The organism is Methylobacterium phyllosphaerae (genome assembly GCF_001936175.1).
Lineage (GTDB): Bacteria > Pseudomonadota > Alphaproteobacteria > Rhizobiales > Beijerinckiaceae > Methylobacterium > Methylobacterium fujisawaense.
The window spans coordinates 3,509,125-3,535,965 of record NZ_CP015367.1 but is presented as its reverse complement, the minus strand read 5'-3'; the positions used below and the strand labels follow the sequence as shown (position 1 = coordinate 3,535,965).

Here is a 26,841-nt window from a genome sequence, read left to right as displayed (position 1 = left end):
GCCGGATCTTTTTCAGGACGCGGTGGCCCGGCGCGGGGCTGCCGGCGTCAACAAGGAGCGGATCATGAACCAAGAGGTCATGAACCTTTTCAACCAGCAGGCCACGCCGGTCAGCTTCGATCAGATCAAGATCTCGATCTCGTCCCCGGAGAAGATCCTCTCCTGGTCGTACGGCGAGATCAAGAAGCCCGAGACCATCAACTACCGGACCTTCAAGCCCGAGCGCGACGGCCTGTTCTGCGCGCGCATCTTCGGGCCGATCAAGGACTACGAGTGCTTGTGCGGCAAGTACAAGCGCATGAAGTACAAGGGCGTCATCTGTGAGAAGTGCGGCGTCGAGGTCACCCTCGCGCGCGTCCGGCGCGACCGCATGGGCCATATCGAGCTGGCCGCCCCCGTCGCGCATATCTGGTTCCTGAAGTCGCTGCCCTCGCGCATCGGCTTGCTGCTCGACATGGCGCTCAAGGACCTCGAGCGGATCCTGTACTTCGAGTCCTACTGCGTCATCGAGCCGGGCCTTACCCCCCTGAAGGAGCGTCAGCTCCTGTCGGAGGAGGAGTACCTGCGCGCCCAGGAGGAGTACGGCGAGGACTCGTTCACCGCCATGATCGGCGCCGAGGCCATCCGGCGCATCCTGCAGGAACTCGACCTCGACAAGATCGCCAACGATCTGCGCGAGGAGATCGCGGTCACGACGTCGGAGCTGAAGCCCAAGAAGCTCCTGAAGCGGCTCAAGATCATCGAGGCCTTCCAGATGTCCGGCAACAAGCCGGAATGGATGATCCTCACGGTCGTCCCGGTGATCCCGCCGGACCTGCGCCCGCTGGTCCCGCTGGACGGCGGCCGCTTCGCGACCTCCGACCTCAACGACCTGTACCGCCGCGTCATCAACCGCAACAACCGCCTGAAGCGGCTGATCGAGCTGCGCGCGCCCGACATCATCATCCGCAACGAGAAGCGGATGCTGCAGGAGGCGGTCGACGCCCTGTTCGACAACGGCCGCCGCGGCCGCGTCATCACGGGCGCCAACAAGCGTCCGCTGAAGTCGCTCGCCGACATGCTGAAGGGCAAGCAGGGCCGGTTCCGCCAGAACCTGCTCGGCAAGCGCGTCGATTATTCGGGCCGCTCGGTCATCGTGGTCGGCCCGGAGCTGAAGCTGCACCAGTGCGGTCTGCCCAAGAAGATGGCGCTGGAGCTGTTCAAGCCGTTCATCTACGCGCGCCTCGACGCCAAGGGCTTTTCGGCCACCGTCAAGCAGGCCAAGAAGCTGGTCGAAAAGGAGAAGCCGGAGGTCTGGGACATCCTCGATGAGGTGATCCGCGAGCACCCGGTGATGCTGAACCGCGCGCCGACGCTGCACCGCCTCGGCATCCAGGCCTTCGAGCCGAAGCTGATCGAGGGCAAGGCGATCCAGCTGCACCCGCTGGTCTGCGCCGCGTTCAACGCCGACTTCGACGGCGACCAGATGGCCGTGCACGTCCCGCTGTCGCTCGAGGCGCAGCTGGAAGCGCGCGTCCTCATGATGTCGACCAACAACATCCTGCACCCGGCCAACGGTCAGCCGATCATCGTGCCGTCGCAGGACATCGTGCTCGGCCTCTACTACCTGTCGATCGTGGCCGAGGGCATGCCGGGCGAGTTCAAGGCGGACAACGCCAAGAACCCGATGCAGGGCGTCTACGGCGACATGGGCGAGCTGGAGCACGCCCTGGCCGCCAAGGCCGTGTCGCTGCACACCAAGATCAAGTGGCGCTGGACCGGCATCGGCCCGGACAATCAGCCCCTGACCAAGACCTACGAGACCACGCCTGGCCGGGTGATCCTGTCCGGTGCCCTGCCGAAGCACGCCAAGGTGCCCTTCGAGGTCGTCAACAAGTTGATGACCAAGAAGGAGATCTCGGCGATGATCGACACCGTCTACCGCCACTGCGGTCAGAAGGAGTCGGTGATCTTCTGTGACCGGATCATGGCGCTCGGCTTCAACCACGCGTTCAAGGCCGGCATCTCGTTCGGCAAGGACGACATGGTCGTGCCGGAGAACAAGTGGTCGATCGTCGACACGACCCGCGCGCTCGTGAAGGATTACGAGCAGCAGTACAACGACGGCCTGATCACGCAGGGCGAGAAGTACAACAAGGTGGTGGATGCCTGGGCCAAGTGCTCGGACAAGCTGGCCGCCGAGATGATGGGCCGCATCTCCGCGGTCCAGAAGGACGAGCACGGCGCCGACAAGCAGATCAACTCGATCTACATGATGAGCCACTCCGGCGCCCGTGGTTCGCCCGCCCAGATGAAGCAGCTCGCGGCGATGCGCGGCCTCATGGCCAAGCCGTCGGGCGAGATCATCGAGACCCCGATCATCTCGAACTTCAAGGAAGGCCTGGACGTTCTGGAGTACTTCAACTCCACGCACGGTGCCCGTAAGGGCCTGGCCGACACCGCCCTGAAGACCGCCAACTCCGGCTACCTGACCCGCCGTCTCGTCGACGTGGCCCAGGACGCCGTCATCCGCGAGGTGGATTGCGGCACGACCAACGGCATCAAGATGCGCGCCATCGTGGATGCTGGCCAGGTCGTGGCGACGCTCGCCACCCGCATCCTGGGCCGCGCCACGGCCGAGGATCTCGTGGCCGCGGACGGCACGGTGATCGTCAAGACCGGCGAGACCATCGAGGAGCGGCACCTGCCGGCGATCAACGCCGCCGGCATCCAGGAGGTGAAGATCCGCTCGGTGCTGGTCTGCGCCACCAAGAGCGGCGTCTGCGCCACCTGCTACGGGCGCGACCTCGCCCGCGGCACGCCCGTCAACATGGGCGAGGCCGTCGGCGTCATCGCGGCGCAGTCGATCGGCGAGCCGGGCACGCAGCTCACGATGCGCACCTTCCACATCGGTGGTGCGGCCCAGATCGCCGACTCGTCCTTCATCGAGTCGAGCTTCGAAGGCACGATCAAGATCCGCAACCGCGCCGTCGCCAAGAACACGGACGGGGACCTGATCGCCACCGGCCGCAACGTGGCGGTCGTGATCGTGGGGTCGGACGGCGTCGAGCGGGCGGTCCACCGCCTGCAATACGGCGCCAAGCTCCGGGTCGACGAGGGTGACAAGATCAAGCGCGGGCAGCGGATCGCCGAGTGGGATCCCTACACCCGTCCGATCCTCACCGAAGTCGACGGCCTCGTGGCCTACGAGGATCTGGTCGACGGCCAGTCCATGACCGAGACCACCGACGAGTCGACCGGCATCGCCAAGCGCGTCGTCGTCGACTGGCGCGGCTCGGCCCGGACCTCGGACCTGAAGCCCGCGATGGTCGTGGTCGATCGGGAGGGCAAGGCGCTCAAGCTGCCGCGCGGCTCGGACGCCCGCTACTTCCTGCCGGTCGACGCCATCATCGGCTTCGATCCGGGCGCGACGGTCAAGGCCGGCGACATCCTGGCCCGCGTCTCGACCGACTCGGCCAAGACCCGCGACATCACCGGCGGTCTGCCGCGGGTGGCGGAGCTGTTCGAGGCACGGCGCCCGAAGGACGCGGCGATCATCGCCGAGAAGTCGGGCACCATCGCGTTCGGCCGCGACTACAAGAACAAGCGTCGGCTCACGCTGACGCCGCATGACGGCTCGGAGGCGGTCGAGTACCTGATCCCGAAGGGCAAGCACATCCACCTGCAGGACGGGGACGTGGTGGAGCTCGGCGACTACATCGTCGACGGAAACCCGGCTCCGCACGACATCCTGGCGATCAAGGGCGTCGAGGAACTCGCCGCCTACCTCGTCAACGAGATCCAGGAGGTCTACCGGCTGCAGGGCGTGTCGATCAACGACAAGCACATCGAGGTGATCGTCCGTCAGATGCTGCAGAAGGTCGAGGTGACCGATGGCGGCGACTCGGACATCCTCTCGGGCGACCAGATTGACCGGACGGAGCTGACCGAGTTCAACGAGAAGCTGCTTGCCGAGGGCAAGAAGCCGATCCAGGGCGTTCCGGTCCTGCTCGGCATCACCAAGGCGTCGCTGCAGACGAAGTCGTTCATCTCGGCGGCCTCGTTCCAGGAGACCACCCGCGTCCTCACCGAGGCGGCGGTCAACGGCAAGGTCGACACCCTGGAAGGCCTGAAGGAGAACGTGATCGTTGGATCGCTGATCCCGGCCGGCACCGGGTCGATGGTGGCGGACATCCGCTCCATCGCCCGCCGCCGCGACGCGATGATCCTCCAGCAGAAGCAGACCGAGAGCGGCGCGATGCCGGTCGAGGAGCTTCCGCCCGCCGCCGAATAAGGCGACAGGCAGGATTGAGAGACAAGGGCGGCCTTCGGGCCGCCCTTTTTCGTGGTTGCTCTCCAAACCGGGACGCCTGCACGGCGGCCGACTTAACCGAGGCTCAACCATGCCGCGCGATAAATCCTGAGCGGCCCCAGAAACACCCTGGAAACGGGGAGGATCGGGCCGGTTCGGGTGCGTGAGTGCGGGTCTGGCGTCGTGGGCACGAGACGAGGACGGGAATCGAGCCTGCGCTGGCTCTCGGCGGCGATGACGCCCTGGATGGTCGGGCTCGGCCTGCTGGTGTCGTTCACGGCCGATGCCGGCACGGAGAACGCCATCGGGGCGAGCCGGCTCGGGGTGATCGATGCCGAGACCGTTCCGCCCCTGCCGCCCGGCACCCTGCTGATCGGATCTGCCCTGCGCCGCCTCGGTGACGAGCCGCCCCAGACGGTGTTCAAGACCGGTGCGCACGTCTTCCCGGTGGTGCAGCGGGGCGGCAAGGGCAACCCCACCCGGCCGCCGGCCGAGAGCTTCGCCCGCCGGGCCGCCAACCTGCGGGAACTCGGCGGCGCCCTGGTGTTCGGCGACGTCACCGGCAGCGTCACCGGCGTGCTGACGCAGGGGGCTGCGGTCTGGGATCCGGATTCCGAGCCGGAGGCCGGTTTCGTCCCCGTGCCCGATCTCGGCCTGACCACCGGCGCCGGCACGGCGGCCTCCACGGGCGAAGGCACGGCCGACCTCACCGCGGATGGTGGGCCCGAGCGCTTCGACGGCTCGACCCCGCCGGTGCCCCGCGCCATCGCCCTCTCGTCCACGACGCCGGCGCCCGCGGACGCGATCCCCGTGGAGATCGCCGCGGCGAGTCTCGCGCTCCCCGATTTCGCGATCCGCACGGAGCGCCCGGACAGCGCCCAGCCGGTGCCCGAGGATGCGCGCCGGCGCTACGCCGACCTGATCGACCCGAACGCCCTCGACAAGGAGCAGCGTTGCCTCTCGGAGGCGGTCTATTTCGAGGCCCGGAGCGAGCCGGAGGCCGGCCAGGCCGCCGTCGCCCAGGTGGTGCTCAACCGCGTGAAGAGCGGCCTCTACCCGGCGAGCGTCTGCGGCGTCGTCTACCAGAACCGGCACCACTACATGGGCTGCCAGTTCTCCTTCGCCTGCGAGGGCAAGTCCCTGCGCATCACCGATGCGGGCGCCTGGGAATCGGCGACCCGCATCGCCCGCTCGGTGATCGAGGGCCGGACCTACCTCGCCGAGGTCGGCGCCGCGACCCACTACCACGCCGACTACGTCCGTCCGGGCTGGGCGCGCCGCCTGCGCAAGATGGACGTGATCGGCCGGCACATCTTCTACCAGCTCCGGGCGGGTCAGACCTGAGGCGGCTCTGGCCTGACTTCGTAAGAGAGACTGTGGAAAATTCGAACAATGCTACCTAGGTAGGCGACGACTAAGCAGTCGAAACCAAGGGTTAATTTTACCTTCGTTCCCGATAATGCTTGCGCGCCGGGCAACGAGTCTGGCCTCTGGTACGTCGAGACGAGCGCCGCTTGCGCGCCGCTTCTCGTTGTAATGCGTATCAGAGGACTTCCATGACCGCGCCGGTCGCTCGCACTGCTCTCCTGGCCGCCGCCCTCGGCGGCGTTCTCCTTGCCGCACCCGCCCAGGCCGGCGGCTGTTACGGCTCCGAATGCTACCGCCACGTCGTCACGCCGCCGGTCTACGACACCGTGCAGGAGAACGTGCTGGTCCGTCCGCCCCGCACGGTCTACCGGACCACGCCGCCGGTCTACGATACGGTGTCCGAGCGCGTGATGGTCTCGCCGGGTGGCCGCTACTGGCAGACGAGCCGCGGTCCCGGCGGTGAGCTGATTGGCTGCTGGGTCACCACGCCGCCGCGCTTCGCCGTGCGCACGCGGACCGTGCTGGTCCGTCCGGCGCAATCGATCCCCGAGACGATCCCGCCGGAATACGCCAGCGTCAGCCGCCGGGTCCTCGTGGCGCCCGCCCGGGCCGGCTGGGTGCCGGTCGGCGGCGGCTACGGTTACCGGCCGGCCTCTTACGGTGGCCCGCTGGTCGGCTCGATCCCGGACGCCGTCGGCATTGCCGGGGCCAGTTCTTCGGATATCGGCGTCGGGCTCGGCTTCTACACGGGCAGCCGGTACGAGGGGTACTGATCCGGCCGCGAAGGCTTGATTCCGGACGTCCCGGCGACACCTCACCGCGCAACACGGGAGGTGACGATGGGGACGTTCAAGGCCTGGGTGGTCGAGAAGAACGAGGCCGGCCAGAGCCTCGCCTTCAAGGACTTCGACGACGCCGACCTGATGGACGGCGACGTCACCGTGCGGGTGACGCATTCGACCCTGAACTACAAGGATGGCCTCGCCCTCACCGGCACGTCGCCGGTGGTGCGCCGCTTCCCGATGATCCCCGGCATCGATTTCTCGGGGATCGTCGAGACTTCGGACCATCCCGAATACAAACCGGGTGACGCGGTGGTGCTCACCGGCTGGGGCGTCGGCGAGACGCATCTCGGCGCCTACGCCCAGCGCGCCCGGGTGAAGGGCGACTGGCTGGTGCCGCTACCGCAGGGGCTCACGCCCGAGCAGGCCATGGCGGTGGGCACCGCCGGCTACACGGCGATGCTGTGCTGCATGGCCCTCGAGGCCCACGGCGTGACGCCGGAGCACGGCCCGGTCATCGTCACCGGCGCCTCCGGGGGCGTCGGCTCGGTCGCCGTGGCCCTCCTCGCGCGGGCGGGCTGGCACGTCGTCGCCTCCACGGGCCGGGACGGCGAATCCGACTACCTGAAGGGCCTCGGCGCTGCGGAGATCCTCGACCGGGCCGAGTTGTCGAAGCCCGGCAAGCCGCTCGGCAAGGAGCGCTGGGCCGCGGGGGTCGATGCGGTCGGCTCCACGACGCTCGCCAACGTGCTGGCCATGACCAAGGCGGACGGCGCCGTCGCCGCCTGCGGGTTGGCGCAGGGCATGGATCTGCCGACCTCGGTGGCGCCGTTCATCCTCCGCGGCGTCTCGCTGCTCGGCATCAACAGCGTCACCACCCCACAGCCGAAGCGTCGCGAGGCCTGGGCGCGGCTCGCCCGGGATCTGGATCTGGGCAAGCTCGCCGCCATGACGAGCCGTGTCCCCCTGGAGGAAGTCGGCCGGCTCGGCGCTGAGATCCTGGCCGGGAAGGTGCGCGGGCGGATCGTGGTGGAGGTGGATCGGGCGGGCGGTCCGCGCTGATCCTCAGGGGTTTCGGCCAACCCGTCCCGGCACCGGGCTGGACCGGAATTTCGCCGCGGCCCCGGAACCTTTGCCGTGCATCGCGTGTTGATGTTTTCATGAGCGTTGCATTCGTCAAAGAGCCCGAGGGTGGAGAAGCGTTCGAGAATCTGCCGGATCGGCCGATCTCGCCGCACACGAATTTCGTGACGCCGGAAGGCCTCGCGCAGATCGAGGCCGAAGTCGCCCGCCTGGAGAAGGAAGTCGCCTCGCTGGACCCTGCCGACAAGGCGGAGGATTCCCGCATCGGGCGCGACCTGCGCTACTGGGCGGCCCGGAAGAACACCGCGCAGCTCGTCGAGCCCAAGGCCGGCGACACGGTTCAGTTCGGCTCCACCGTCACGGTGGTCCGGGAGGACGAGTCCGGCAAGGAGACCCGCCAGACCTTCCGGATCGTCGGCGAGGACGAAGCCGATCCGCACAAGGGTTCGATCTCCTACGTGGCGCCGCTCGCCCGGGCGATCACCGGCAAGACGATCGGTGACGTGGTCGAGGTGAACGGCAACGAGGTCGAGGTGGCGGAGATCCGCTGAGCCGGTTCAGCGGCCTTCGAAGCGCGGTCGCAGGGGCAACAGCGCCTCGGCAATATGTTCCATGAAGACCCGGACCCGTGCCGCGTGGCGCAGGTCCGGATGCGTCAGGATCCAGAGATCCGCCCCCAACTCCGGATGCGGCCCGGACAGGCGTTGCAGTGCCGGATTGACGTCGGCCGTGAAGCAGGGGAGCGGGCCGATCCCCAGGCCGGCCTGCACGGCCGCCTCCAGGCCGATCACCGCGTTGAGCCGGAGGCGGATGTGGTCGGGCGGCACCCGCGCCTCCACGAAGCGCATGAACGAGCCCCCTGCCACCAGCGGTCCCGGACTGATCCACGCCTCTCGGGCGAGGTCGCCATAGGCGCGGTCGGCCCGGCCGTAGACCCCCCACGCCGTGACTGCGAGACGCCGCCCGACCAGAGTCTCGCTCGGCTCGCGGCTGATCCGGATCGCGACGTCGGCATCCCGGCGCGACAGGTTGAGCGTCGCCTCGGCGAGGATCAGCTCGATCCGGATGTCGGGGTACCGCTCCGTGAAGCTCGCGAGCATCGGCATCAGCAGCTCTGCGGCGAAGCCGGCCGGCGCGGTCACCCGCAATTCGCCGGACGGGGTTTCGCCCTGGCCGGCGACCACGCGGGTGAACCGCGCCACGTCCGCCTCGATCCGCCCGGCCGCCGCGATCATCGCCTGTCCGGCGGGGGTCGGCACGTAGCCCGTGCGCAGCCGCTCGAACAGGCGCGTATCGAGCTTCGCCTCCAGGGCCGCGAGGCGTCGGAACGCCGTCGAGTGGTTGATGCCGAGATCCGCCGCCGCCGCGGTCAGGCCGCCGCGGTCGGCCACGGCCTTTGCGAACCGAAACTCGTCCCAGTCGAGCGCCACACCCGGGTCCTTGCGTCTGCGCAAGATCACTCTTGCATGGTGGGGCATTCTTGCAAGGCGCCAAATGCGCGATGGAGGGGCACGACGCTGGCCGACGATTCGGCCGCCCGACACACAGGAGAGACCCGTCCATGGCCAAGGTTCTGGTGCTGTACTACTCGACCTACGGTCACGTCGAGCAGATGGCCTACGCGGTCGCCGAGGGGGCCCGCGAGACCGGGGCCGAGGTCGTCGTGAAGCGCGTGCCGGAGCTGGTCCCGGAGGAGGTCGCCCGGCAGAGCCATTTCAAGCTCGATCAGGCGGCCCCGATCGCCACCGTGGACGAACTGGCGCAGTACGACGCCATCATCTTCGGCACGCCGACCCGCTACGGCAACATGGCGTCGCAGATGAAGCAGTTCATCGACCAGACCGGCGGTCTCTGGATGAAGGGCGCGCTGGTCGGCAAGGTCGGCTCCGTCTTCACATCGACGGCCTCGCAGCATGGCGGCCAGGAGACGACGCTGACGAGCTTCCACACGGTGCTGTTCCACCACGGCATGGTGGTGGTCGGCCTGCCCTACAGCTTCCAGGGCCAGGGCGGTGTCGAGGCGGTCAAGGGCGGAACACCCTACGGAGCCAGCACGATCGCGGATGGTGACGGATCCCGCCAGCCGAGCGCCGTGGAACTGGAGGGGGCCCGCTTCCAGGGTCGCCATGTGGCCGGCATTGCCGCCAAGCTGGCCCGAGACTGAGAAGGCAAGAAAAAAGGCTCGGATTGCTCCGAGCCTGAAAGGAAAAAGGCCATTGGGGGCTGAGAAGGCCTTCGTGATCAATAAACGGATCAGGCCGACATCTGTTCCGCTGCCGGCAAAAATTTCTGCGCCGTCAGCGGGGCGCGGCGGCCCGGGCGAGGCGGTCGCGGATCGCCTCGCCGAGGCCGTCTTCCGGAATCGGCACCACTGCGATGGTGCCGGCCCCTGAGGCATCGAGGTCGCGCAGGGCGCCGAACAGGCGGGCCGCGGCCTCCGCGGGATCGCCCGACGGGCTCAGGTTGAGGCTGGCCCGCGCGGTTTCGTGACCGGCCGGGCGCCCGGCGCCGAACAGCAGCACCGCCTCGCCGGGCTCGATCCGCACCGCATCCAGGCGGACCCGCGCCCGGGGCGCGTAATGCGAGGCGAGCATGCCGGGGCCCGCCGGCCGGTCGGCGTCGGCCGCCTTCGGCGATCCCGGATCGAGGCCGAGCACGTCCCGGAGCGCCGCCCGCGTGATGCCGCCCGGCCGCAGCAGCCGCGGCGCGCCGCCGAGGCAGGCCACCACCGTCGACTCGACGCCCACCATCGTGTCGCCACCGTCGAGCACCGCGGCGATCCGGCCGGCGAGATCGTCGAGGACATGGGCGGCCCGGGTCGGGCTCACGCGCCCGGAGCGGTTGGCCGAGGGCGCCGCCACCGGACGGCCGACTTCCGCGAGGAGCGCCTGGGCGAGCGGGTGCGCCGGCACCCGCAGGGCGAGGCTCGGCAGGCCGGCGCGGGCGAGGTCGCAGACCCGCGTGCCCGGATGGGCCGGGACGACCAGGGTCAGGGGACCCGGCCAGAAAGCCGTGGCGAGGCGGCGGGCCTGCGCGTCGAAGACCCCCTCCGCCAGGGCCGCGTCCGCATCAGCCAGATGCGAGATCAGCGGGTTGAAGCGCGGCCGATCCTTGGCGGCGAAAATGCCCGCCACCGCGGCGGCATCGGTGGCGTCCGCCCCGAGCCCGTAGACCGTCTCGGTGGGGAAGGCGACGAGGCGCCCCGCCCGCAGAAGCGCGGCGGCCTCCGCGATGCCGGCCGCGTCGGGGGGAAGCCGGCGGGTCGCGGTCGGACCCGTTGACCCGGGATCATTCATGCGGGAAGCCGTCTCCGAGGTCATGGCGATGCGAGCCCCGCGCGCCTATCCTCGCCCCGCCCTAGCGCCGGTGCGCGGGCGCGGTCAAACCCGCCCCGGATCGAACGAGCGGGCGGGCCGCAACACGGGAGGATCGTATGAGTTACCGCGCCCCGGTCCCCGAGATGCTCTTCACCCTCCGGCACGTGGCCGGGCTCGATTCCGTCGATCCGGACGACGCCGAGGCGATCCTGAGCGAGGCCGGGCGGATCGCCGCCGGCGTGATCGCGCCGCTCAACCGGGTCGGCGACCGGCACGGCACCCCCTTCGCGGAGGGGCGGGTCACCACGCCGCCCGGCTGGCGCGAGGCCTACCGCACCTTCACGGAGGGCGGCTGGAACGGGCTCTCGGCCGAGGCCGACCATGGCGGCCAGGGCCTGCCGAAGCTGATCGAGGCCGCCTGCACCGAGATGTGGAACGGCGCCAACCTCGCCTTCGGCCTCTGCCCGCTCCTGACCCAGGGCGGCATCGAGGCGCTCGCGGCCCACGGCTCCGACGACCTGAAGGCGCGCTACCTCGAGAAGCTGGTCTCGGGCGAATGGCCCGCCACGATGAACCTGACCGAGCCGCAGGCGGGCTCCGACCTCGCCCTGCTGCGCACCCGGGCCGAGCCTGCGGGCAACGGCACCTACCGGATCACCGGGTCCAAGATCTACATCACCTACGGCGAGCACGATCTCGCCGACAACATCGTCCACCTCGTCCTGGCCCGTCTGCCCGACGCGCCCGCCGGCACGCGGGGCATCTCCCTGTTCCTAGTGCCGAAGGTGCTGCCGGACGGGACCCGCAACGACCTGCGCTGCTCCGGCATCGAGCACAAGCTCGGCATCCACGCCTCGCCGACCTGCTCCATGGCCTTCGGCGACGATGGCGGCGCCACCGGCTGGCTGATCGGCCAGGAGAACAAGGGCCTCGCCTGCATGTTCACGATGATGAACGCGGCGCGGCTCAACGTCGGCCTGCAGGGCGTCGGCGTGGCCGAGGCCGCGACCCAGCGGGCGCTCGCCTACGCGCAAGAGCGGCGCCAGGGTAAGGCCATCGGGGCCGCCGAGGCGACGAGCCCGATCGTGGCGCATCCGGACGTGCAGCGGATGCTGCTGACCATGAAGGCGTACACGGCCGCGGCACGCGCCATCTGCTACCTCACCGCCGCCGCCCTCGACGCGTCGAAGGGCCCGGAGGGGCAGCCCGCCCTGGACCGCGCCTCGCTTCTGACGCCGGTGGCGAAGGCCTTCGCGACGGACCTCGCCAACGAGGTGACCTCGCTCGGCGTGCAGGTCCATGGCGGCATGGGCTTCGTCGAGGAGACCGGGGCGGCGCAGCTCATGCGCGACGCCCGCATCCTCGGCATCTACGAGGGCACCAACGGCATCCAGGCGATCGACCTCACCGCCCGCAAGCTGCCGCTGAACGGCGGCGCCACGGCCCGGTCGCAGATCGCCTGGATGCGCCGGGCGGCCGAGGGCCTGCTCAAGGCCGGCGATCCCGCCTTCGGCCACATGGCGGCACGGCTGCGCGACGGGATCGGCAGCCTCGACCGGGCCACGAGCCACCAGCTCGCCGCGCTGAGATCCAACCGCCCCGAGGCGGCGCTGGCGGGCGCGACGCCGTATCTGCGCCTGTTCGGCCTGACGCTCGGGGGCGCCTGCCTCGCCCGCAGCGCGCTCGCCGCCAACGCCGCCCTGAAGGCCGGCGAGACCGATCCGGCGCAGGCCGCCCGCATCGCGCTCGCCCGGTTCTACGCCGAGAACCTGCTCACCGCAGCCGGCGGCCTGGAGCAGACCGTCGTGGCGGGCGGCGCCTTCACGGACGACGCCACCCTGGCGCTGGCGGTTTGAGGAGCGGATCATGGCCGAACCCGTCGCGATCGACGACCTCTCGGGCGGCGTCCGCCTGATCACCCTGAACCGCCCGGAGAAGAAGAACGCGCTCACCGGCGCCATGTACGACGCGATGCGGGCAGCTCTGGTCGAGGCCGACGCCTCGGACCGGATCGGCGCCGTGGTCTTCGCCGGGCAGCCCGGCATGTTCAGCGCCGGCAACGACCTCGCCGACTTCATGGGCCAGTCCTCCGGGGATCGTGCCGGGGACGGGTTCAGCGCCTCGCCGGCGCTGGCCTTCATCCGCCAGCTCGCCCGCACCCGAACCCCGATGGTGGCGGCGGTCGACGGGATCGCGGTGGGCATCGGCGCGACGCTCTGCCTGCATTGCGACCTCGTCTACGCGAGCCCGGCGGCGCGGCTGCGCATGCCCTTCGTCGAACTCGGCCTCGTGCCGGAGGCGGCCTCGAGCTACCTGCTGCCCCTGCGGGTCGGGCGCCTCCGGGCGACCGAGCTGCTGCTCCTGTCCCGGCCGCTCGAGGCCGACGAGGCGCAGGCGCTGGGCCTCGTCAACGCGGTGCTGCCGGCCGACATGCTGGTGGAGCAGGCGGTCGCGCAGGCGGCGCGCCTCGCCGCCCTGCCCCGCGGGGCGCTGGCGGCAACCCGGGCGCTGATCCGGGGTGATCAGGCGCAGGTCGAGGCCGCCCTCGAAGCGGAGGCCAAGGCCTTCGACGCGCAGCTGCGCTCGCCCGAATCCCAGGAGCGGCTCGCCGCCTTCCTCAACCGCACCAAGCCCGTCTCGGCGTGACCCCGCCCGACCTCTCCAAGAAGATCTGCCTCGTGGCGGGCGCGTCGCGGGGCGTCGGCCGGGGGCTCGCCCGCGCGCTGGGAGAGGCCGGGGCCACGGTGATCGTCACGGCGCGCTCCAGCGAGACCGGCCCGCGCACCGAGATGCGCCCGGAGGCGATCGAGGACACCGCCCGCATGGTCGACGCGGCCGGAGGGCGGGGTCACCATTACCTCTGCGACCACCGCTCCGAGCGCGCCACCGACGCGCTGGTCCACTGGACCCTGCGCCGGTTCGGTCGGATCGACGTCGTGGCCTGCAGCGTGTGGAGCGGCAACGAGGGCTATGACGGCGAGCGCTACCCGGACGGGGCCGGATGGGGCACGCCGTTCTGGCGCCGCTCGGCCGAGCCGTATCTCGGGTTGCTCGAAGCCGGGCCGCTGCCGGCGCTGCTGCTCGCCCGCGCGGTCGCCCCCGCCCTGGTGGCGGCGCGGACCGGGCTGCTGGCGCTCGTCTCCTTCGGGACCGAGGATTACCTCGGTGACGTGTTCTACGATTCCGCCAAGGCCGCCACCAACCGGCTGACCCTGGCCTTCGCCCGCGAACTCGCGCCCCACGGCGTCACCGCCCTCGGCCTCTCACCGGGCTTCGTCGCCACCGAGCGGGCGCGCGATCTCGGCCAGGAGGTGCACGCCACCGAGAGCCCGCTCTACGCCGGCCGGGCGCTGGCGGCGCTGGCGGCAGATCCGGATATCGCCGCCCGGGCCGGTGCGGTGCTGCATGCCGGCGACCTCGCCCGGATCTACGGCTTCACGGACGCCGACGGGACGCAGCCGGAGCGGTTCCGGGTCGGGCCGTGACGGGCCCTTGTCGGGCGTGTCGTGGAACCGGCGCACGCTCCCGACGGACGGGCCAAACAAGCCTCAACGCTCCCCGGTGGGGCGATTTTCGGCGTTCGGTCCGGCGTCCTGTCGGGATTGGCGGTGCCGATTGCTGCGGGAGCGAAAAACGGCCTTAATTGACCCGCAGGTCAGAGGGCGATCCTGCACCCGGTTCCGTCTGGAGCCGGCGGGGCCGGGTATGTGTGGACGAGGGAAACTGGCATGTCGGAAGCGAACACGGCCCCGCGCGTGCTGATGGTGTTCCCGAAGTTCTACGAAAACTCCATGTGGAACTTCAAAGAGGCCATGGAGCTGCAGGGCGCCCGCGCGCCCGCGCCGCCGCTCGGCCTCATCACGCTGGCCGCGATGCTGCCGCCGGCCTGGCAGGTGTCGCTCGTCAACCGCAATTGCGAGGAGCTGACCGACGAGCAGATCCGCGCCGCCGACCTCGTGATGACCGGCGGCATGCTCCCCCAGGAGCCGGATTGCCTCGTGGTCATCGACCGCTGCGTGGCGCTCGGCACTCCGGTCTGCGTGGGCGGCCCCGCGCCGACCTCGACGCCCGAGGTCTACGACAAGGCCGACTTCCTGGTGCTGGGCGAGGCCGAGGGCATCCTCGACAAGTTCGTGGCCGCCTGGGAGGCCGGCGAGCGCCGCGGCCGGCTCACGGCCGAGAAGTTCAAGGCCGACGTCACCACGAGCCCGATCCCGCGCTTCGACCTGCTGACCTTCAGCCACTACCTCTACATCGGCGTCCAGTTCTCCCGCGGTTGCCCGTTCACCTGCGAGTTCTGCGACATCATCGAGCTCTACGGCCGCGCCCCGCGGACCAAGACCACGCCGCAGATGCTGGCGGAGCTCGACCGGCTCTACGGCCTCGGCTACCGCGGCCATGTCGATTTCGTCGACGACAACCTGATCGGCAACAAGAAGGCCATCAAGCTGTTCCTGCCGCACCTGATCAAGTGGCAGGAGGATCACGGCTACCCGTTCAAGTTCTCCACCGAGGCCTCGCTGAACCTCGCGGACGACGACGAGCTGCTCGGGATGATGCGGGACGCGAACTTCTTCGCCCTGTTCACCGGGATCGAGACGCCCGACGAGGCGACGCTGATCCAGACGCAGAAGAAGCAGAACACCAAGCGCTCGATCGCCGACAGCGTGCACAAGCTCTACGAGCACGGCATGTTCGTCACGGCCGGCTTCATCGTCGGCTTCGACACCGAGAAGGACAGCATCAGCAAGGCGATGTCGCTGTGCATCAGCCAGACCGGCATCCCGATCGCCATGGTCGGCCTGCTCTTCGCGCTGCCGAACACGCAGCTCTCGCGCCGCCTGCGCAAGGAGGGCCGCCTCTACGAGAACTACGCGGCGACCACGGCCGACCAGGGCGACCAGTGCACGCAGGGCATCAACTTCGTGACCCTGCGTCCGCAGCGCGACGTGCTGGCCGATTACCGCGACGTCCTCCAGGAGATCTACGACCCGCCGAACTTCTTCGACCGGGTCCGGGTGGTCGCGCGGCAGGTGAAGCGGCCGAGATTCGCCGCCCAGAAGCTGAACTGGCGCCACATCGCCCACGATCTCTATTCGCTGCTGCGCGTGTGCTGGCGGATGACCGTGCGCCGTCCCGAGCTCGCCAAGCACTTCTGGAGCGTGTTCCTGGAGACCGCCCGGCGCAATCCGGCCGCCCTGGAGGCGGTGGTCACCAACATGGTGATCTACCTGCACGTCTACCCGTTCTCGCGCTACGTCATCCGCGAGATCAACAGCCGGATCGCGGACCTCGACGCTGGCCGCTGGGTGCAGCCGCCGGTCCTGGCCCCCGAGGCTGAGACCTGCAAGGCGCCGCCCGTGGGCAAGGTTGTGGCGCGGGCCGAGGTGAAGCACCTGGCTGCGGTGGCGTGACGGGGCGTCGGTTCGGGTCATCCGACCCGCGCCCTCGTCCCGAGGTGCCGGAGCGCAGCTTTGGTCTCGAACGAGACCGCCATCGGGCGGCGCGCTTCCGGGAGCCCGCCTTCCAGGCCCGCTTCGTGGTCACCTCAGAATAAGGTCCGTGGATCGGGCCCGTGCGGCGCCCTTGCCGCCGTCCCCCGTAAACCTTAGCTGATCCCGCGCGAGGCCACGTCCTCCCTCCGGTTAACGGGGCACAAGTCCGGGACGGCCCGGCCCTTTCAGGAGGGCCGCCATGGCCTGGATCTCTCTCGTCATCGCGGGCGTTCTCGAGGTCGTCTGGGCCTACGCGATGAAGCAGTCGGACGGCTTCACGCGCTTCTGGCCGACCGCGATCATGGCCGTGTCGATGGCCGGCAGTGTCGGCTTCCTGGCGCTGGCGATGCGCACGTTGCCCCTGGGAACCGCCTACACGATCTGGACCGGCATCGGCGCGGTCGGCGCCTTCCTGGTCGGCATCGCCGTGCTCGGCGAGCAGGCGAGCGCCAGCCGGATCCTCGCGGCCGGCCTGATCGGTTCCGGGCTCGTCCTGATGAAGCTGTCGAGCCCCGGCTGAGCGTCAGGCCGCGCGCACGGTGTGCAGGAAGCCGTCGATCTCCCGCCGCAGCTCGGCCGTCTCTTCCGAGAGGCTTGTCGCCGAGGCGAGCATCCGTGTGGCGGCCGAGCCCGTGTCGTCGGCCGCCCGCGCCACTGCGTCGATCGTCCCGGTGACCGCGCTGGTTCCGGATGCGGCCTCGGCGACGTTCCGGGCGATCTCCCGGGTCGCCGCGCCCTGCTGCTCGACGGCGGCCGCGATCGAGGTCGCCACGCCGTCGATCTCGCGGATGCGGGATGCGATGCCGTCGATGGCGTCCACGGTCTGTCCGGTGGCGCCCTGGATTCGGCCGACCTGACCGGCAATCTCCTCGGTGGCCTTGGCGGTCTGGGCGGCGAGCTGCTTCACCTCGCTGGCGACCACCGCGAAGCCGCGTCCCGCATCGCCGGCGCGGGCCGCCTCGATCGTGGCGTTGAGCGCCAGCAGGTTCGTCTGGCCTGCAATGTCGGTGATGAGGCGCACGACATCGCCGATCCGGCCCGCCGCCGTGCTCAAGTCCTGCACGAGGCCGGCGGTGGCGCCGGCCTGGACCACCGCGCTCCGGGCGAGTTCGGCAGACCCGTCCACCTGGCGGCCGATCTCCTGCACCGAGGCGCCGAGTTCTTCCGCGGCCGCCGCGACGGTGCCGACATGCTGGGCGGCCTCCTGCGCGGCCCCCGCCACCGTGACCGAGCGCTCGGCCGTGTGCGTGGCCGTGCTGGTCATCGCCTCGGCTTCGGCCCGCAGGCCGAGGGCGGCGTCCGCCACCCGCGTCAGCACGCCGCCGACCGCGGCCTCGAAGGACTCGGCCATGGCGTGAACGGCCCGCCGGCGCTGCGCCTCGGCGCCCTCCCGGGCCTGGGCCGTCTCCCGCTCCAGGGCGCGGGTGTGGATCAGGTTGTCCTTGAAGACCTGTACGGCCGCCGCCATCGCGCCGATCTCGTCGCGGCGCCCGGTGTGCGGGACCGGCACGCTCTCGTCGCCCTGGGCGAGGCGGCCCATCGCCCCGGTCATGCGCTCGATCGGGCGCGCGATCCCGAACAGGGCGAACAGCATCGCGGCGGCGGCGACCACGAGGCCCACCACGGTGGCGGCCATCGCGATCAGCTTGGCGCGCGTCGCCGCCTGCACGGTCACGGCGACATTGGCCGCGGTCTGTGCCCGGGCAGAGGCGATGGACTCGGTCAGGCTCGCCACCGCGGCATCGTTCTGCGCACCCGTCGCGGGGTCCAGCACCAGCGCGAGCGCGCCCGGCTGATCGCCTGCGATCATCAGCTCGACCACCTGTAGCTGGACGTTCTGGTAGGCGTTCCAGGCGGTGGTGAAGCGCTCGTAGATCTCCCGGTCCTGGGGACCCGTCAGGCGCTCCTGGTAAGCCTGACGGAGGCCGGAAAGCTCGCCGAGGGTGTCGGTGAGCGCGGTCTGGTTCTTGTCCAGGGCTGCCGCGTCGGGCGAGGCCACCACCAGCCGGTAGAGCCGCAGGCGGGCGTCCCGCACGGCCGTCCCGATGGCCTCGGCCTGGTTCTGCGTGGGCAGGGCCTGCTGGGAGATCGCCGCGGCGTTGCGCTCGATCTCCGACAGGCTCACGACACTGGCGATTCCCTGGCCGACGGCGGCGAGGGCAAGCAGGCCGATCGCACCGGCGAGAACCGTCTTGAGGGAGAAACGCATGGGAGGTTCCGTCATCGCGGCCATGCCGCGCCTGCAGGTCTCACCATGCTCCCGCAGAGACCTTAATATTTTTCCGGTCCTGGAGCAGACTTTGCCGTTAAAGCCACTTCTTCCAGCGAAAGAAAAAGTAAGGGAATACCGCTGCGACGACCATCATGACCAGCGCCATCGGGTATCCGAATGAGAAATCTAGTTCGGGTATGGCTTTAAAATTCATGCCATAGATCGACGCGATCAGCGTCGGCGGCATGAAGACGACCGCCATGACCGAGAACAGCTTGATGATGTTGTTCTGTTCAAGATTGACAAGACCGAGTGTTGCGTCGAGCAAAAATTGAATTTTCGTGGACAGGAAGGTGGCGTGCTCCTCGAGGGATTGAAGATCCCGCAGGGTGGAGCGGACATCCTCGCGCAGATCGCGCGGGGCCTTGTTGGTCCGGTAGGTCGCCGACAGCGAGAGCAGAATACGCTCCATGGAGACGAGGCTCTCCCGCTGCTTGGAGATGAGATCGCCGTGCCGGCCGAGGGCGCGTAACGTGTCCTGAAGGGCGGTGTTGCGGGCGGACGGATCCTCCTGCACTTCGAAGATCTTGCCCGACAGGCGGTCGATGCGTTCGCCCTGGAGCTGGAGCACGTCGGCGGCCCGGTCGATCACCGCCTCGATCAGCCCGGCCAGGATGGTCTCGCCCGAGGTGGCCGACGCGCTGCCGTTGCCCATCGAGCGCCCGGCGCGCTGCGTGTACATGCGGAAGGCCTGCGGCTCCTCGTGGCGCACGGTGACGAGCCGGTTGCCGCGCAGGATGAAGGTGATGCCGGCGAGGCCCGGCTCCTCGGCATCGCTGACCTTCGAGAGCACGCGCCCGGTCATGTAGCGGGCGCCGTCTTCCACGTAGAGCAGCTCCGAGGGCTCGATGTCCTTCATCTCCTCGCGGGTCGGCACCTCGATGCCGGCGAAGGCCTCGACCTTCAGCTCCTCCTCGCGGCTCGGGCGGATCAGGTCGAGCCAGACGGTGTCTTCGGGGATCGTGTCCTGGAGATCGATGACGCGGCGTTCAAGCAGCGTGGCTCCGGCGCCGATGGCGGGCTGGTGGATGAAGATCACGAGCAGGTCTCGGATACGGATCGGTCACGGGACAGCGCAGGGCCGCAGCCCGCATCCGGCACCGCGACGATCGATGCAAGCTGTGCCGCGGATGTGGCGCTGTTTTCTGACGCTTCCGTGACATCGCCGCCCAATCCCTCGGAACAGCTCGGGGTCGGTCGCTGCGGGGCCGGTCGCCGCCTCGCCGAGGGCCTTGGCGTCGAAAGGGCGCTGAATAGGGGTGACGGAGCGGTCGCGCGCCCTCTCATGGACCGTCTCATGGATCGCCGCGGGCGCAACCGGTTCGTCCGGCCTGGGCGCCGTCAGCCGACCGTCGTCTGGGCGATCCCGCCGAATTCGGCCATCGCCGCCCGGAGAGGCGCCTGCTCGGTCCGGGTGGCATCGTCCCCGCGTCCGGCGAGCCGGGCTCACCCTGGCGGCGGTGGTCGCCTGCCGCCCGGCCCAGGACGACCCTGCGGCGGCAAGGTCCGCCGACCGCGAGCGAGTGCCCCGGACCCAGGCTCAGTTGCAGCCGTCGCAGATGCTGCGTTCGATCCGATCGGTCAGGGCGCGCTCGCGCCGCTCCTCCGTGCGGGACGGCACTTCGGCGGCCCCGAGCGACGTGCCCGGCGGCTTGGTGACGCCGAGGCTGTTGGTGTTCGGCGCCGTGATCGTCGAGGCCGGGCCGCCGCCGGTGCCCGTCTGATCGGGCGCGACCGTCTGTGCCGCGAGGGGAGCCGAGAGGGTGAGACTCAGCGCGGCCAGACCTGCGAGACGAAAATATCCTCGGCTCATGGAACCTCTCCAGTCTTCGAGAGAACGCCGAACTTCACTGCGGGTTGCTTGCCTCATCGGCGCCGCGCCGGCTCGCGTCGGAACACGCCAACCATCTCAACATGGCCCGAATGGCGGAACTGGTCCACCGGCGTGACGGCCTCCAGCCGGTAGCCGCCGGCAACCAGCGTCGCCGCATCCCGGGCGAAGGTGCCGGCGTCGCAGGCGACGCCGATCACGAGGGGCACGCGCACGGCGGCGAGCTGGCGGGCCTGGGCCTCCGCGCCGGCCCGGGGCGGGTCGAACACCACCGCATCGAAGGCCTCGAGTTCGAGGGGGAGCAGGGGCCGCCGGAACAGGTCGCGGCGCTCGGTGGTGATCCTGCGCAGGCCCGAGGCCATGCGCGCGGATCGTTCGAGCCCGGCCAGGGCGGCGGCGTCGGACTCGACGGCGTGAACGGCGGCCGTCCGGGCGATCGCCAGGCTCAACGGCCCGCAGCCCGCGAACAGGTCGGCGACACGTCGGACACGGGGGCCGAGGGCCGTCAGGGTGAGATCGCAGAGCGTCGCCTGTCCGGCGGCGGTCGCCTGCAGGAATCCGCCGGGCGCCGGGTAGAGGCGGATCGCGTCGGCAGTGACCGAGACCGGCTCGGCCTCCATGAGCCGCTCGCCGTGGAGGGAGAGGCGGGCGAGGCCGAGTTCGCCGGCGATCCGCACCAGCGCGGTGCCCACGCCGGCGCTCACCGGGCCGTGGCCGCGCAGATCGACGTCCAGGCCCTGGTCGGTGGCGGTAACGGCCACGTCGAGGGGCTTGCGCCCATGGCCCAGGGGGGCGGCGAGGCGGCGCGCCACCGCAGGGGCCGCGTGCAGCGCCGGCACGGTGATCGGGCAATGGTCGATCGGGACCAGCGCGTGGCTGCGCGCCGCCATCAGCCCGGCCTCGGCACGGCCATCGATCTCCCGCACGTGCAGTGTGAGGCGGCGACGCCCGGTCCCGTGCGCGTCGATGATCGGGGCAGGGGCCACGTCGAGGCGGGCCTGGGACAGGGCCTGCGCGACGAGGCCGCGCTTCCAGGCGAGTTCCGCGGGCCGCGCGAGGTGCTGGGTGCGGCAGCCGCCGCAGCGCATGTAGTACGGGCAGAACGGCGCGACCCGGTCGGGGGAGGCCTGCGTGACGGCGATGAGGTCGCCGCGCCGCGCCTCCCGGCGGATTTCCGCGCGTTCCCCGGGCAAGGTGTAGGGCACGAGGATCCCATCCTCGGCGATCCCGTCGCCGCGGGTGCCGAGGTCGCGGATCGTGACCGTCTCGATGTCGGCTGTCTCGCTCACGGCAACCTCGCACCGATCAGGAACTCGGCATTGCCGTCGCCGCCCGGCACCGGCGAGTCGATGAGGCCCAGGATTTCGGCGCCGAGCGCCTCCAGGGTTTTGCGGATGGCCGCGCAGACTTCTGCGTGGACCGCCGGGTCGCGCACGAGGCCGCCGCGGCCGACCCGCCCGCGCCCAGCCTCGAATTGCGGCTTGATCAGCGCGACGACCTCCGCTCCCGGGGCGAGCAGCGGCGGCAGGACCGGCAGGACGAGGCGCAGACCGATGAAGCTCACGTCCACGCTGGCGAGATCGGGGCGCGGGACGAGGGCGTCCGGGTCGAGGACGCGGATGTCGGTCCCCTCCCGGTTGGTCACCCGCGGATCCCCGGCGAGGCGCGGATGCAATTGCCCCCGGCCCACATCCAGCGCGTGGACGTGGCGGGCGCCGCGGGCCAGCAGCACGTCGGTAAAGCCGCCCGTCGAGGCGCCGACGTCGAGGCCGGTACGGCCGGCCGGGTCGAGGCCGAACGCATCCAGGGCGGCGGCGAGCTTCATGCCGCCGCGGGAGGCGTAGGGATGCTCGGATTCCGCCTCGACCCGTGCCCCCGGGGCGATCGTGTCCGAGGGGCGGGCGAGCGGGTGCCCGTCGACCCGCACGAGCCCGGCGCGGATCGCAGCCTGGGCCCGGGCCCGGCTCTCAAAGTGGCCGTGCGCCACGAGGAACAGGTCGGCGCGACGCGGGGACGGATCGTCCGTGGGCGGCGCGCGGTCCGGGATAGGCCGGTCTCGGGTCATCAGGGCTTCGTGCGGTCCCGGCAGATCTGCGACGGAGGTTTCGGGCCGCCGCCCTGTCGAAGGCCGGCGCGCTCCCTAACTAGACCGGGCCGGAGAGGAGAGCCACCGTATGACCCGCACCCTGCCGCTGCTCGCATTGCTCGGGACTGTCGCCGCCGGCGCCGCCCTGGCGCAGGAGCCTCCGAAGGAGGTCGCCAAACCGGCAGAGACCTACACGGCGCCGATCAAGAACGCCAAGGGCGACGCGATCGGCGCCTTGTCGATCCGCGACGGGGCGAATGCCCTGGTCCTGCGCGTGACGATCCAGCCCGGTGGTCTGCCGCCCGGCTGGCACGGGATGCATTTCCATGCCGTGGGCGACTGCTCGGATCCGAAGTTCATGAACTCGAAGGCCCACGTGAACCACGACCAGAGCAAGCACGGGCTGCTCAACGCCGAGGGGCCCGACGAGGGCGACCTGCCGAACCTCTACGCCGCGCAGGACGGCTCGGCCAATGCCGAGGTCTCGAGCGAGACGCCGCTGAACGGCGAGGGCGGCCTCAAGGATGGTGACGGCGCGGCACTGATCATTCACGCCAACGAGGACGACCACACCAGCCAGCCGATCGGCGGCGCCGGCGACCGGATCGCCTGCGGGGTGATCAAGTAGTCGCGGAGGGCGAGGGCACCGCCGGCGGGATCGGCCGCGGGCGGCCGGCCTCGTCGATGGCCACGAAGGTGAACGTGGCCTGCGTGACCCGCTCGCGAACCTGGGTGCAGAAGCGCCGCGCCCAGGCCTCGACTTCGATCTTCATCGAGGTCCGGCCGACATGCGCCACCCGGGTATAGACGCACAGCACGTCGCCGACCCGGACCGGCCGGATGAAGGTCATGGATTCGAGCGCCACGGTGACCACGCGTCCCTGCGCCCGGTCCACCCCCGCGATGCCACCGGCTTGGTCCATCTGCGAGAGCACCCAGCCGCCGAAGATGTCGCCGTTGGCATTGGTGTCGGCCGGCATGGCGATGGTGCGCACCGTGAGGTCGCCCTTGGGCAGATCGACCTCCACGGGCGGTGTCGCGCTTCCGGCCGGTGAGAGTGTGACGTGCTGCATGCCGTCCATCCGCCCCGTCTGCGCCGTCAGGACATCAGGCCGGCGAGCTTGAGACCCGCCGCCAGCAGCACGGCAACCGCACTCAGGATGCATTCGAGCGGGATGGATTGCCAGAGGTCCGGCGTCGCCGCCGCAGGCTCGGCGCGTTGCGCAATATCGTTCATCGGGCTTCCTCTCGGGCGCACCGATCTGCCGTCGGCGGTCCCGTTCCCGGCACGATAAAGCAAGGGCCGCCCGCGCGCACCCCGAATCGGCGCATGAAAAAGCCCGGCGGCTCGAGGGAGCCGCCGGGCCGGTCAGGTCGGAGAACCGCTCAGTAGTAGAACCGGCGGCCGTAATAGGGACGGCGGTAGAACGGCCGCGGGCCGTAGTAGAACCGGCGACGGTAATAGGGGCGGCGCCAGTAGGGCCGCGGGCCGTAGAAGCGGCGGCGGTAGTAGTACTGGGCCTTCTCGGCTACTGCCGGCGCGGCTTCGGCGGGCAGGGCCAGCCCCGGGCCGATGGGCGCGGCGGACGCGCCCTCCGGCGCCGCAGCCGCGAAGCCCAGCACCAGCAGGGCCGCGAGCAGGAATTTCCTCAGCACGGTCTCGACTCCCTTCGTGTGGTTACGTCCTGGTCGACGAACCGCACGGGAAGCGAGGGCCCTCCGCCCGGTCCGAAACGCTGCAACGCGTAGGCGAGCGGAAGCGTTGCAGCATAACCGCTGCGACGTTTCGGACAGGGTTGATCGCGGGTTGAGACCCGACGGGTCAGGCGATCTTCGTCGTCATGTCCTCGATGCGGGCCTCGGCGCTTTGGCGCACGAGGGCGATGCCGTGCTCGCAATCCTCGCGGCGGCTATAGCCTTCACCGGATTCGGCGATCACCTCGCCGTTGCGCGCCCGGAGGCGCCAGCGCCATTCACCCTTGGCGTCCCGATAGAGTTCGAACCGCATGATGCAGGCCCCCTTTCGTCCGTCGGCAGAAATGGGGGCACGGCGCGGCCAATAAAAGGATCTGCCCGCGCCGGAGCGGCCGTCCTGTCGGGCGACGGTCGCGGAAGGGCCATCCGCTGCGGGGCGCTCGAGAAGTCCCGGCGACGGACTTGAGTCCGGCTCGATTCTTTATTTTGCGCGTACGAATGCCTGTGTTCGCTCGACATCATTGGATCAAAGCAGTATTCGGCTGCATCGCTGCGGGTGGCGAATCACGCGGCCACGGTCGGGCTTGCCGGGTCGCCGTGGCGTGAACGGATCGCGATGAGCGAGAACAGGGCACTGTCCAGCGCATCGGAATGGTCGGTTCCGGAACGCCGGCTGGCCGCGATCTTCGCCGCCGACATCGCCGGCTATTCGAAGGCGATGCATGCCGACGAGAGCGGCGCCATGCGCGCCCTCCAGGCCACGCGGCGGATCGTCGACCGGATGATCGCGGCCCGTCACGGACGGATCGCCAACACGGCCGGGGACAGCGTGCTGGCCGAGTTCGCCTCGGTCATGGATGCCGTCTGCTGTGCGGTGGCGATCCAGCGAGCCCTCGCCGAGGCCGAGGGGGAGGCCGCGCAGTTCCGTCTCCGCATCGGGATCCATCTCGGCGACATCATGGTGCATGACGGCGATCTCTTCGGCGACGGCGTCAACATCGCCGCGCGTCTGCAGAGCGCCGCCGAGCCCGGTGCCCTGAGGCTTTCGGAAGCCGCCTACCTGCAGGTTCGTGGTCTCTCGGAAATCCCGTTCATCGATCTCGGCCCGCAGCGCCTCAAGAACATCGCACGCCCCGTGCGCGTCTACGCCGTGCCGCCCCCGGACCAGCGGACGTCGCGCGCCATCCGGGCGGGCCGCGCCCGCGCCGCCCTCCGGCCGACTCTCGGCGCCGTCGCGGTCCTCGCCGCCGCGGGGCTGGCTCTGACCTGGCCCCGTCTCGTCGGATCCGAGCGCACGGATGGGCCGGGCGAGCCTCTGCGCCCGAGACTGTCCCTGGTGGTCCTGCCCCTGGCGAACCAGAGCGGCGAAGCAGACCAGGATTATCTCGCCGAGCAGCTCGCCGAGGATCTCTCCGCCGATCTCGCCCGCGCCCCGGGAACCTTCGTCATCGCGCACGGTACGGCACAGGCCTACAGGGGGCGGCCTCTCGAGCCGCGCGCCGTCGGCCGCGAACTCGGCGTCCGCTACGTCGTGCAGGGAAGCCTTCGGCAGAGCGGCGAGCAGGTGCGCTTCGCCGTGCAACTGACGGATGCCGAGACCGGCGCCGCCCTCTGGGCCGACCGCTACGACGGACCGCGGACCGCCGTCGGCGCCGCGCAGGACGTCCTCGTCGCCCAGGTCGGCCGCGCTCTCGGCGTGCGTCTTCTCGAGGCCGCCACGCAGGCCCGGTCGGGCCAGCCGGCGGATGCGGTGGACTTGGTCATGCGCGGACAGGCGCTGCTCAACCGGCCCTTCGCCCGCGACAACCACGCCCAGGCCCGTCCGCTGTTCGAGCGCGCGCTCGGCCTCGATCCGGCCAATGTCGATGCGCGCCTGGGGCTCGCCGAGGTGCTCGTCGACGGGGTGCTGAACGGCTGGACGACCGAGCGGACGGCGGATCTCGACACGGCCGAGCAGGCGATCGCATCGGTCCTCCAGGGCGACCCGACACATCCCTTCGCGCATTACCTGCGCGGGGAGACCCTGCGCGCCCGATCGCGCTACGCGGAGGCCCTCGCGGCGTTCGACCGGGTGCTCACCCTGAATCCCAGCTTCGCCCGGGCCTACGCCTATCGCGGCCTCATCCAGATCTTCCTCGGACGGGCCGAGGAGACGGAGCGCGACATCGCCGCCGCCATCCGCCTCAGCCCCAAGGATCCCCTGCTCGGGGCGTGGCTCGCCCGGGACGGCTTGGCCAAGCTCCATCTCGGGCAGGATCAGGAGGCGATCGAGCCGCTGCGCCGCGCGGCGGCGGTGAACCCGCTCTTCGACTTCCCCCACCTCTATCTCGCCTGCGCCTTCGCGCGGCTCGGCCGGGATGTGGAGGCGCGGGCCTCCCTCGCCGAGTTCCTCAGGCTGCGCCCCGGCTACACCCTCGCCCGCTACCGAAGCCTGACCTCCACCGATCCGACCTTCCTGGCCCAGCGGGCACGCATCTACGAGGGCCTGCGCCGCGCTGGACTGCCGGAGGGCTGACCCCGCGCGTCCGCCCGGCGCGGATCGGGCACCGCGCTCGAATTAGAATTTTTCTTCTTCCCGATATAGGCTGGACCCGACCCGCGCCGAGAAACACGCATAATAA

General features: G+C 70.3%; 24 protein-coding genes. 13 read left to right on the top strand and 11 right to left on the bottom strand.

Annotation, left to right across the window (positions count from 1 at the left end; genetic code table 11):
* Positions 1-64 precede the first annotated feature (64 nt).
* The 5 genes from rpoC (at position 65) to greA (ending at position 8,075) form a co-directional block, all read left to right on the top strand.
* Positions 65-4,273, top strand: coding sequence for a DNA-directed RNA polymerase subunit beta' (rpoC, locus tag MCBMB27_RS16020; RefSeq protein WP_043385733.1), 4,209 nt, complete (start codon positions 65-67; stop codon positions 4,271-4,273).
* A gap of 264 nt (positions 4,274-4,537) precedes the next feature.
* Positions 4,538-5,635 carry a cell wall hydrolase gene (locus tag MCBMB27_RS16015; protein WP_075381993.1) on the top strand — a complete coding sequence of 366 codons (1,098 nt, stop codon included), beginning with the start codon at positions 4,538-4,540 and terminating at the stop codon, positions 5,633-5,635.
* Positions 5,636-5,847: 212 nt separating this feature from the next.
* On the top strand, positions 5,848-6,432 hold the full coding sequence (locus MCBMB27_RS16010; protein WP_075380842.1) for a hypothetical protein: 585 nt from the start codon (positions 5,848-5,850) through the stop codon (positions 6,430-6,432).
* 66 nt (positions 6,433-6,498) lie between these two features.
* On the top strand, positions 6,499-7,503 hold the full coding sequence (acuI, locus tag MCBMB27_RS16005; protein ID WP_075380841.1) for an acrylyl-CoA reductase (NADPH): 1,005 nt from the start codon (positions 6,499-6,501) through the stop codon (positions 7,501-7,503).
* Between the two features lie 98 nt (positions 7,504-7,601).
* Complete coding sequence (greA, locus tag MCBMB27_RS16000) at positions 7,602-8,075, top strand: transcription elongation factor GreA (protein WP_043759113.1); 474 nt, start codon at positions 7,602-7,604, stop codon at positions 8,073-8,075.
* Positions 8,076-8,081: 6 nt separating this feature from the next.
* On the opposite strand, the gene MCBMB27_RS15995 is transcribed toward greA, so the two are convergent.
* A complete protein-coding gene (locus tag MCBMB27_RS15995) occupies positions 8,082-8,954 on the bottom strand; it encodes a LysR family transcriptional regulator (RefSeq protein ID WP_043385655.1) in 873 nt (290 codons plus the stop codon).
* Positions 8,955-9,085: 131 nt separating this feature from the next.
* Here MCBMB27_RS15995 and wrbA point away from each other — a divergent pair, with 131 nt between their 5' ends.
* Complete coding sequence (gene wrbA, locus MCBMB27_RS15990; RefSeq protein ID WP_043348306.1) at positions 9,086-9,688, top strand: NAD(P)H:quinone oxidoreductase; 603 nt, start codon at positions 9,086-9,088, stop codon at positions 9,686-9,688.
* A 133-nt stretch (positions 9,689-9,821) separates the two neighbouring features.
* Here wrbA and MCBMB27_RS15985 read toward each other — a convergent pair whose 3' ends face one another.
* Positions 9,822-10,820: an L-threonylcarbamoyladenylate synthase gene (locus MCBMB27_RS15985; protein ID WP_075381992.1), complete on the bottom strand. Its 999-nt coding sequence runs from the start codon at positions 10,818-10,820 to the stop codon at positions 9,822-9,824.
* Positions 10,821-10,957: 137 nt separating this feature from the next.
* Between MCBMB27_RS15985 and MCBMB27_RS15980 the strand changes: the two genes are divergently transcribed.
* The 5 genes from MCBMB27_RS15980 to MCBMB27_RS15960 all read left to right on the top strand — a co-directional run bounded on the left by MCBMB27_RS15980 (position 10,958) and on the right by MCBMB27_RS15960 (position 16,856).
* On the top strand, positions 10,958-12,697 hold the full coding sequence (locus MCBMB27_RS15980; protein ID WP_075380840.1) for an acyl-CoA dehydrogenase: 1,740 nt from the start codon (positions 10,958-10,960) through the stop codon (positions 12,695-12,697).
* A gap of 10 nt (positions 12,698-12,707) precedes the next feature.
* The gene (locus MCBMB27_RS15975; protein ID WP_043348311.1) at positions 12,708-13,487 is read left to right on the top strand and encodes an enoyl-CoA hydratase-related protein; all 780 of its coding nucleotides are present in this window, start codon (positions 12,708-12,710) and stop codon (positions 13,485-13,487) included.
* A 32-nt stretch (positions 13,488-13,519) separates the two neighbouring features.
* Positions 13,520-14,326 (top strand): SDR family NAD(P)-dependent oxidoreductase, encoded by an 807-nt coding sequence (locus MCBMB27_RS15970; RefSeq protein WP_043348313.1) that lies wholly within the window; start codon positions 13,520-13,522, stop codon positions 14,324-14,326.
* 243 nt (positions 14,327-14,569) lie between these two features.
* Positions 14,570-16,255: a B12-binding domain-containing radical SAM protein gene (locus MCBMB27_RS15965; protein WP_075380839.1), complete on the top strand. Its 1,686-nt coding sequence runs from the start codon at positions 14,570-14,572 to the stop codon at positions 16,253-16,255.
* 280 nt (positions 16,256-16,535) lie between these two features.
* Positions 16,536-16,856, top strand: a complete 321-nt coding sequence (locus MCBMB27_RS15960; protein ID WP_043385663.1) for a DMT family transporter — start codon at positions 16,536-16,538, stop codon at positions 16,854-16,856.
* A gap of 3 nt (positions 16,857-16,859) precedes the next feature.
* Here MCBMB27_RS15960 and MCBMB27_RS15955 read toward each other — a convergent pair whose 3' ends face one another.
* The 5 genes from MCBMB27_RS15955 to MCBMB27_RS15935 form a co-directional block, all read right to left on the bottom strand.
* Positions 16,860-18,545, bottom strand: a complete 1,686-nt coding sequence (locus MCBMB27_RS15955; RefSeq protein ID WP_075380838.1) for a methyl-accepting chemotaxis protein — start codon at positions 18,543-18,545, stop codon at positions 16,860-16,862.
* 97 nt (positions 18,546-18,642) lie between these two features.
* Entirely contained in the window at positions 18,643-19,647 is a 1,005-nt protein-coding gene (locus MCBMB27_RS15950; RefSeq protein ID WP_043348324.1) for a magnesium transporter CorA family protein, read from the bottom strand.
* Positions 19,648-20,148: 501 nt separating this feature from the next.
* Positions 20,149-20,421, bottom strand: coding sequence for a hypothetical protein (locus MCBMB27_RS15945; RefSeq protein WP_043348336.1), 273 nt, complete (start codon positions 20,419-20,421; stop codon positions 20,149-20,151).
* 53 nt (positions 20,422-20,474) lie between these two features.
* The gene (locus MCBMB27_RS15940; RefSeq protein WP_075380837.1) at positions 20,475-21,728 is read right to left on the bottom strand and encodes a class I SAM-dependent RNA methyltransferase; all 1,254 of its coding nucleotides are present in this window, start codon (positions 21,726-21,728) and stop codon (positions 20,475-20,477) included.
* Positions 21,725-22,504: a TlyA family RNA methyltransferase gene (locus MCBMB27_RS15935; RefSeq protein ID WP_075380836.1), complete on the bottom strand. Its 780-nt coding sequence runs from the start codon at positions 22,502-22,504 to the stop codon at positions 21,725-21,727. The genes MCBMB27_RS15940 and MCBMB27_RS15935 overlap by 4 nt, the downstream gene beginning before the upstream one ends.
* A gap of 109 nt (positions 22,505-22,613) precedes the next feature.
* Between MCBMB27_RS15935 and MCBMB27_RS15930 the strand changes: the two genes are divergently transcribed.
* A complete protein-coding gene (locus MCBMB27_RS15930) occupies positions 22,614-23,153 on the top strand; it encodes a superoxide dismutase family protein (RefSeq protein WP_043348341.1) in 540 nt (179 codons plus the stop codon).
* On the opposite strand, the gene MCBMB27_RS15925 is transcribed toward MCBMB27_RS15930, so the two are convergent.
* From MCBMB27_RS15925 to MCBMB27_RS15915, 4 genes are all read right to left on the bottom strand, one after another.
* A complete protein-coding gene (locus MCBMB27_RS15925) occupies positions 23,146-23,598 on the bottom strand; it encodes an acyl-CoA thioesterase (protein WP_051976177.1) in 453 nt (150 codons plus the stop codon). The two genes, MCBMB27_RS15930 and MCBMB27_RS15925, sit on opposite strands and share 8 nt — an antisense overlap.
* 26 nt (positions 23,599-23,624) lie before the next feature.
* On the bottom strand, positions 23,625-23,762 hold the full coding sequence (locus MCBMB27_RS30255; RefSeq protein ID WP_164706365.1) for a hypothetical protein: 138 nt from the start codon (positions 23,760-23,762) through the stop codon (positions 23,625-23,627).
* A 149-nt stretch (positions 23,763-23,911) separates the two neighbouring features.
* Positions 23,912-24,181 carry a hypothetical protein gene (locus MCBMB27_RS15920; protein WP_043385676.1) on the bottom strand — a complete coding sequence of 90 codons (270 nt, stop codon included), beginning with the start codon at positions 24,179-24,181 and terminating at the stop codon, positions 23,912-23,914.
* Between the two features lie 166 nt (positions 24,182-24,347).
* Positions 24,348-24,533 (bottom strand): YegP family protein, encoded by a 186-nt coding sequence (locus MCBMB27_RS15915; RefSeq protein ID WP_043385745.1) that lies wholly within the window; start codon positions 24,531-24,533, stop codon positions 24,348-24,350.
* A 303-nt stretch (positions 24,534-24,836) separates the two neighbouring features.
* On the opposite strand from MCBMB27_RS15915, the gene MCBMB27_RS15910 reads away from it, so the two are divergent.
* Positions 24,837-26,735, top strand: a complete 1,899-nt coding sequence (locus tag MCBMB27_RS15910) for a tetratricopeptide repeat protein (protein ID WP_051976175.1) — start codon at positions 24,837-24,839, stop codon at positions 26,733-26,735.
* Positions 26,736-26,841 lie beyond the last annotated feature (106 nt).

Excerpts from the sequence above, each read along its gene's own strand:
- MCBMB27_RS15980 (WP_075380840.1), top strand. The coding sequence starts at position 10,958 with ATGAGTTACCGCGCCCCGGTCCCCGAGATGCTCTTCACCCTCCGGCAC.
- MCBMB27_RS15985 (WP_075381992.1), bottom strand. The coding sequence starts at position 10,820 with ATGAATGATCCCGGGTCAACGGGTCCGACCGCGACCCGCCGGCTTCCC.
- MCBMB27_RS15965 (WP_075380839.1), top strand. The coding sequence starts at position 14,570 with ATGTCGGAAGCGAACACGGCCCCGCGCGTGCTGATGGTGTTCCCGAAG.
- MCBMB27_RS15910 (WP_051976175.1), top strand. The coding sequence starts at position 24,837 with ATGAGCGAGAACAGGGCACTGTCCAGCGCATCGGAATGGTCGGTTCCG.
- acuI (WP_075380841.1), top strand. The coding sequence starts at position 6,499 with ATGGGGACGTTCAAGGCCTGGGTGGTCGAGAAGAACGAGGCCGGCCAG.
- MCBMB27_RS15935 (WP_075380836.1), bottom strand. The coding sequence starts at position 22,504 with ATGACCCGAGACCGGCCTATCCCGGACCGCGCGCCGCCCACGGACGAT.
- MCBMB27_RS16015 (WP_075381993.1), top strand. The coding sequence starts at position 4,538 with ATGGTCGGGCTCGGCCTGCTGGTGTCGTTCACGGCCGATGCCGGCACG.
- MCBMB27_RS15915 (WP_043385745.1), bottom strand. The coding sequence starts at position 24,533 with ATGCGGTTCGAACTCTATCGGGACGCCAAGGGTGAATGGCGCTGGCGC.
- MCBMB27_RS16010 (WP_075380842.1), top strand. The coding sequence starts at position 5,848 with ATGACCGCGCCGGTCGCTCGCACTGCTCTCCTGGCCGCCGCCCTCGGC.
- MCBMB27_RS15945 (WP_043348336.1), bottom strand. The coding sequence starts at position 20,421 with ATGAGCCGAGGATATTTTCGTCTCGCAGGTCTGGCCGCGCTGAGTCTC.
- MCBMB27_RS30255 (WP_164706365.1), bottom strand. The coding sequence starts at position 23,762 with ATGAACGATATTGCGCAACGCGCCGAGCCTGCGGCGGCGACGCCGGAC.
- wrbA (WP_043348306.1), top strand. The coding sequence starts at position 9,086 with ATGGCCAAGGTTCTGGTGCTGTACTACTCGACCTACGGTCACGTCGAG.
- greA (WP_043759113.1), top strand. The coding sequence starts at position 7,602 with ATGAGCGTTGCATTCGTCAAAGAGCCCGAGGGTGGAGAAGCGTTCGAG.
- rpoC (WP_043385733.1), top strand. The coding sequence starts at position 65 with ATGAACCAAGAGGTCATGAACCTTTTCAACCAGCAGGCCACGCCGGTC.
- MCBMB27_RS15925 (WP_051976177.1), bottom strand. The coding sequence starts at position 23,598 with ATGCAGCACGTCACACTCTCACCGGCCGGAAGCGCGACACCGCCCGTG.
- MCBMB27_RS15955 (WP_075380838.1), bottom strand. The coding sequence starts at position 18,545 with ATGCGTTTCTCCCTCAAGACGGTTCTCGCCGGTGCGATCGGCCTGCTT.
- MCBMB27_RS15975 (WP_043348311.1), top strand. The coding sequence starts at position 12,708 with ATGGCCGAACCCGTCGCGATCGACGACCTCTCGGGCGGCGTCCGCCTG.
- MCBMB27_RS15960 (WP_043385663.1), top strand. The coding sequence starts at position 16,536 with ATGGCCTGGATCTCTCTCGTCATCGCGGGCGTTCTCGAGGTCGTCTGG.
- MCBMB27_RS15930 (WP_043348341.1), top strand. The coding sequence starts at position 22,614 with ATGACCCGCACCCTGCCGCTGCTCGCATTGCTCGGGACTGTCGCCGCC.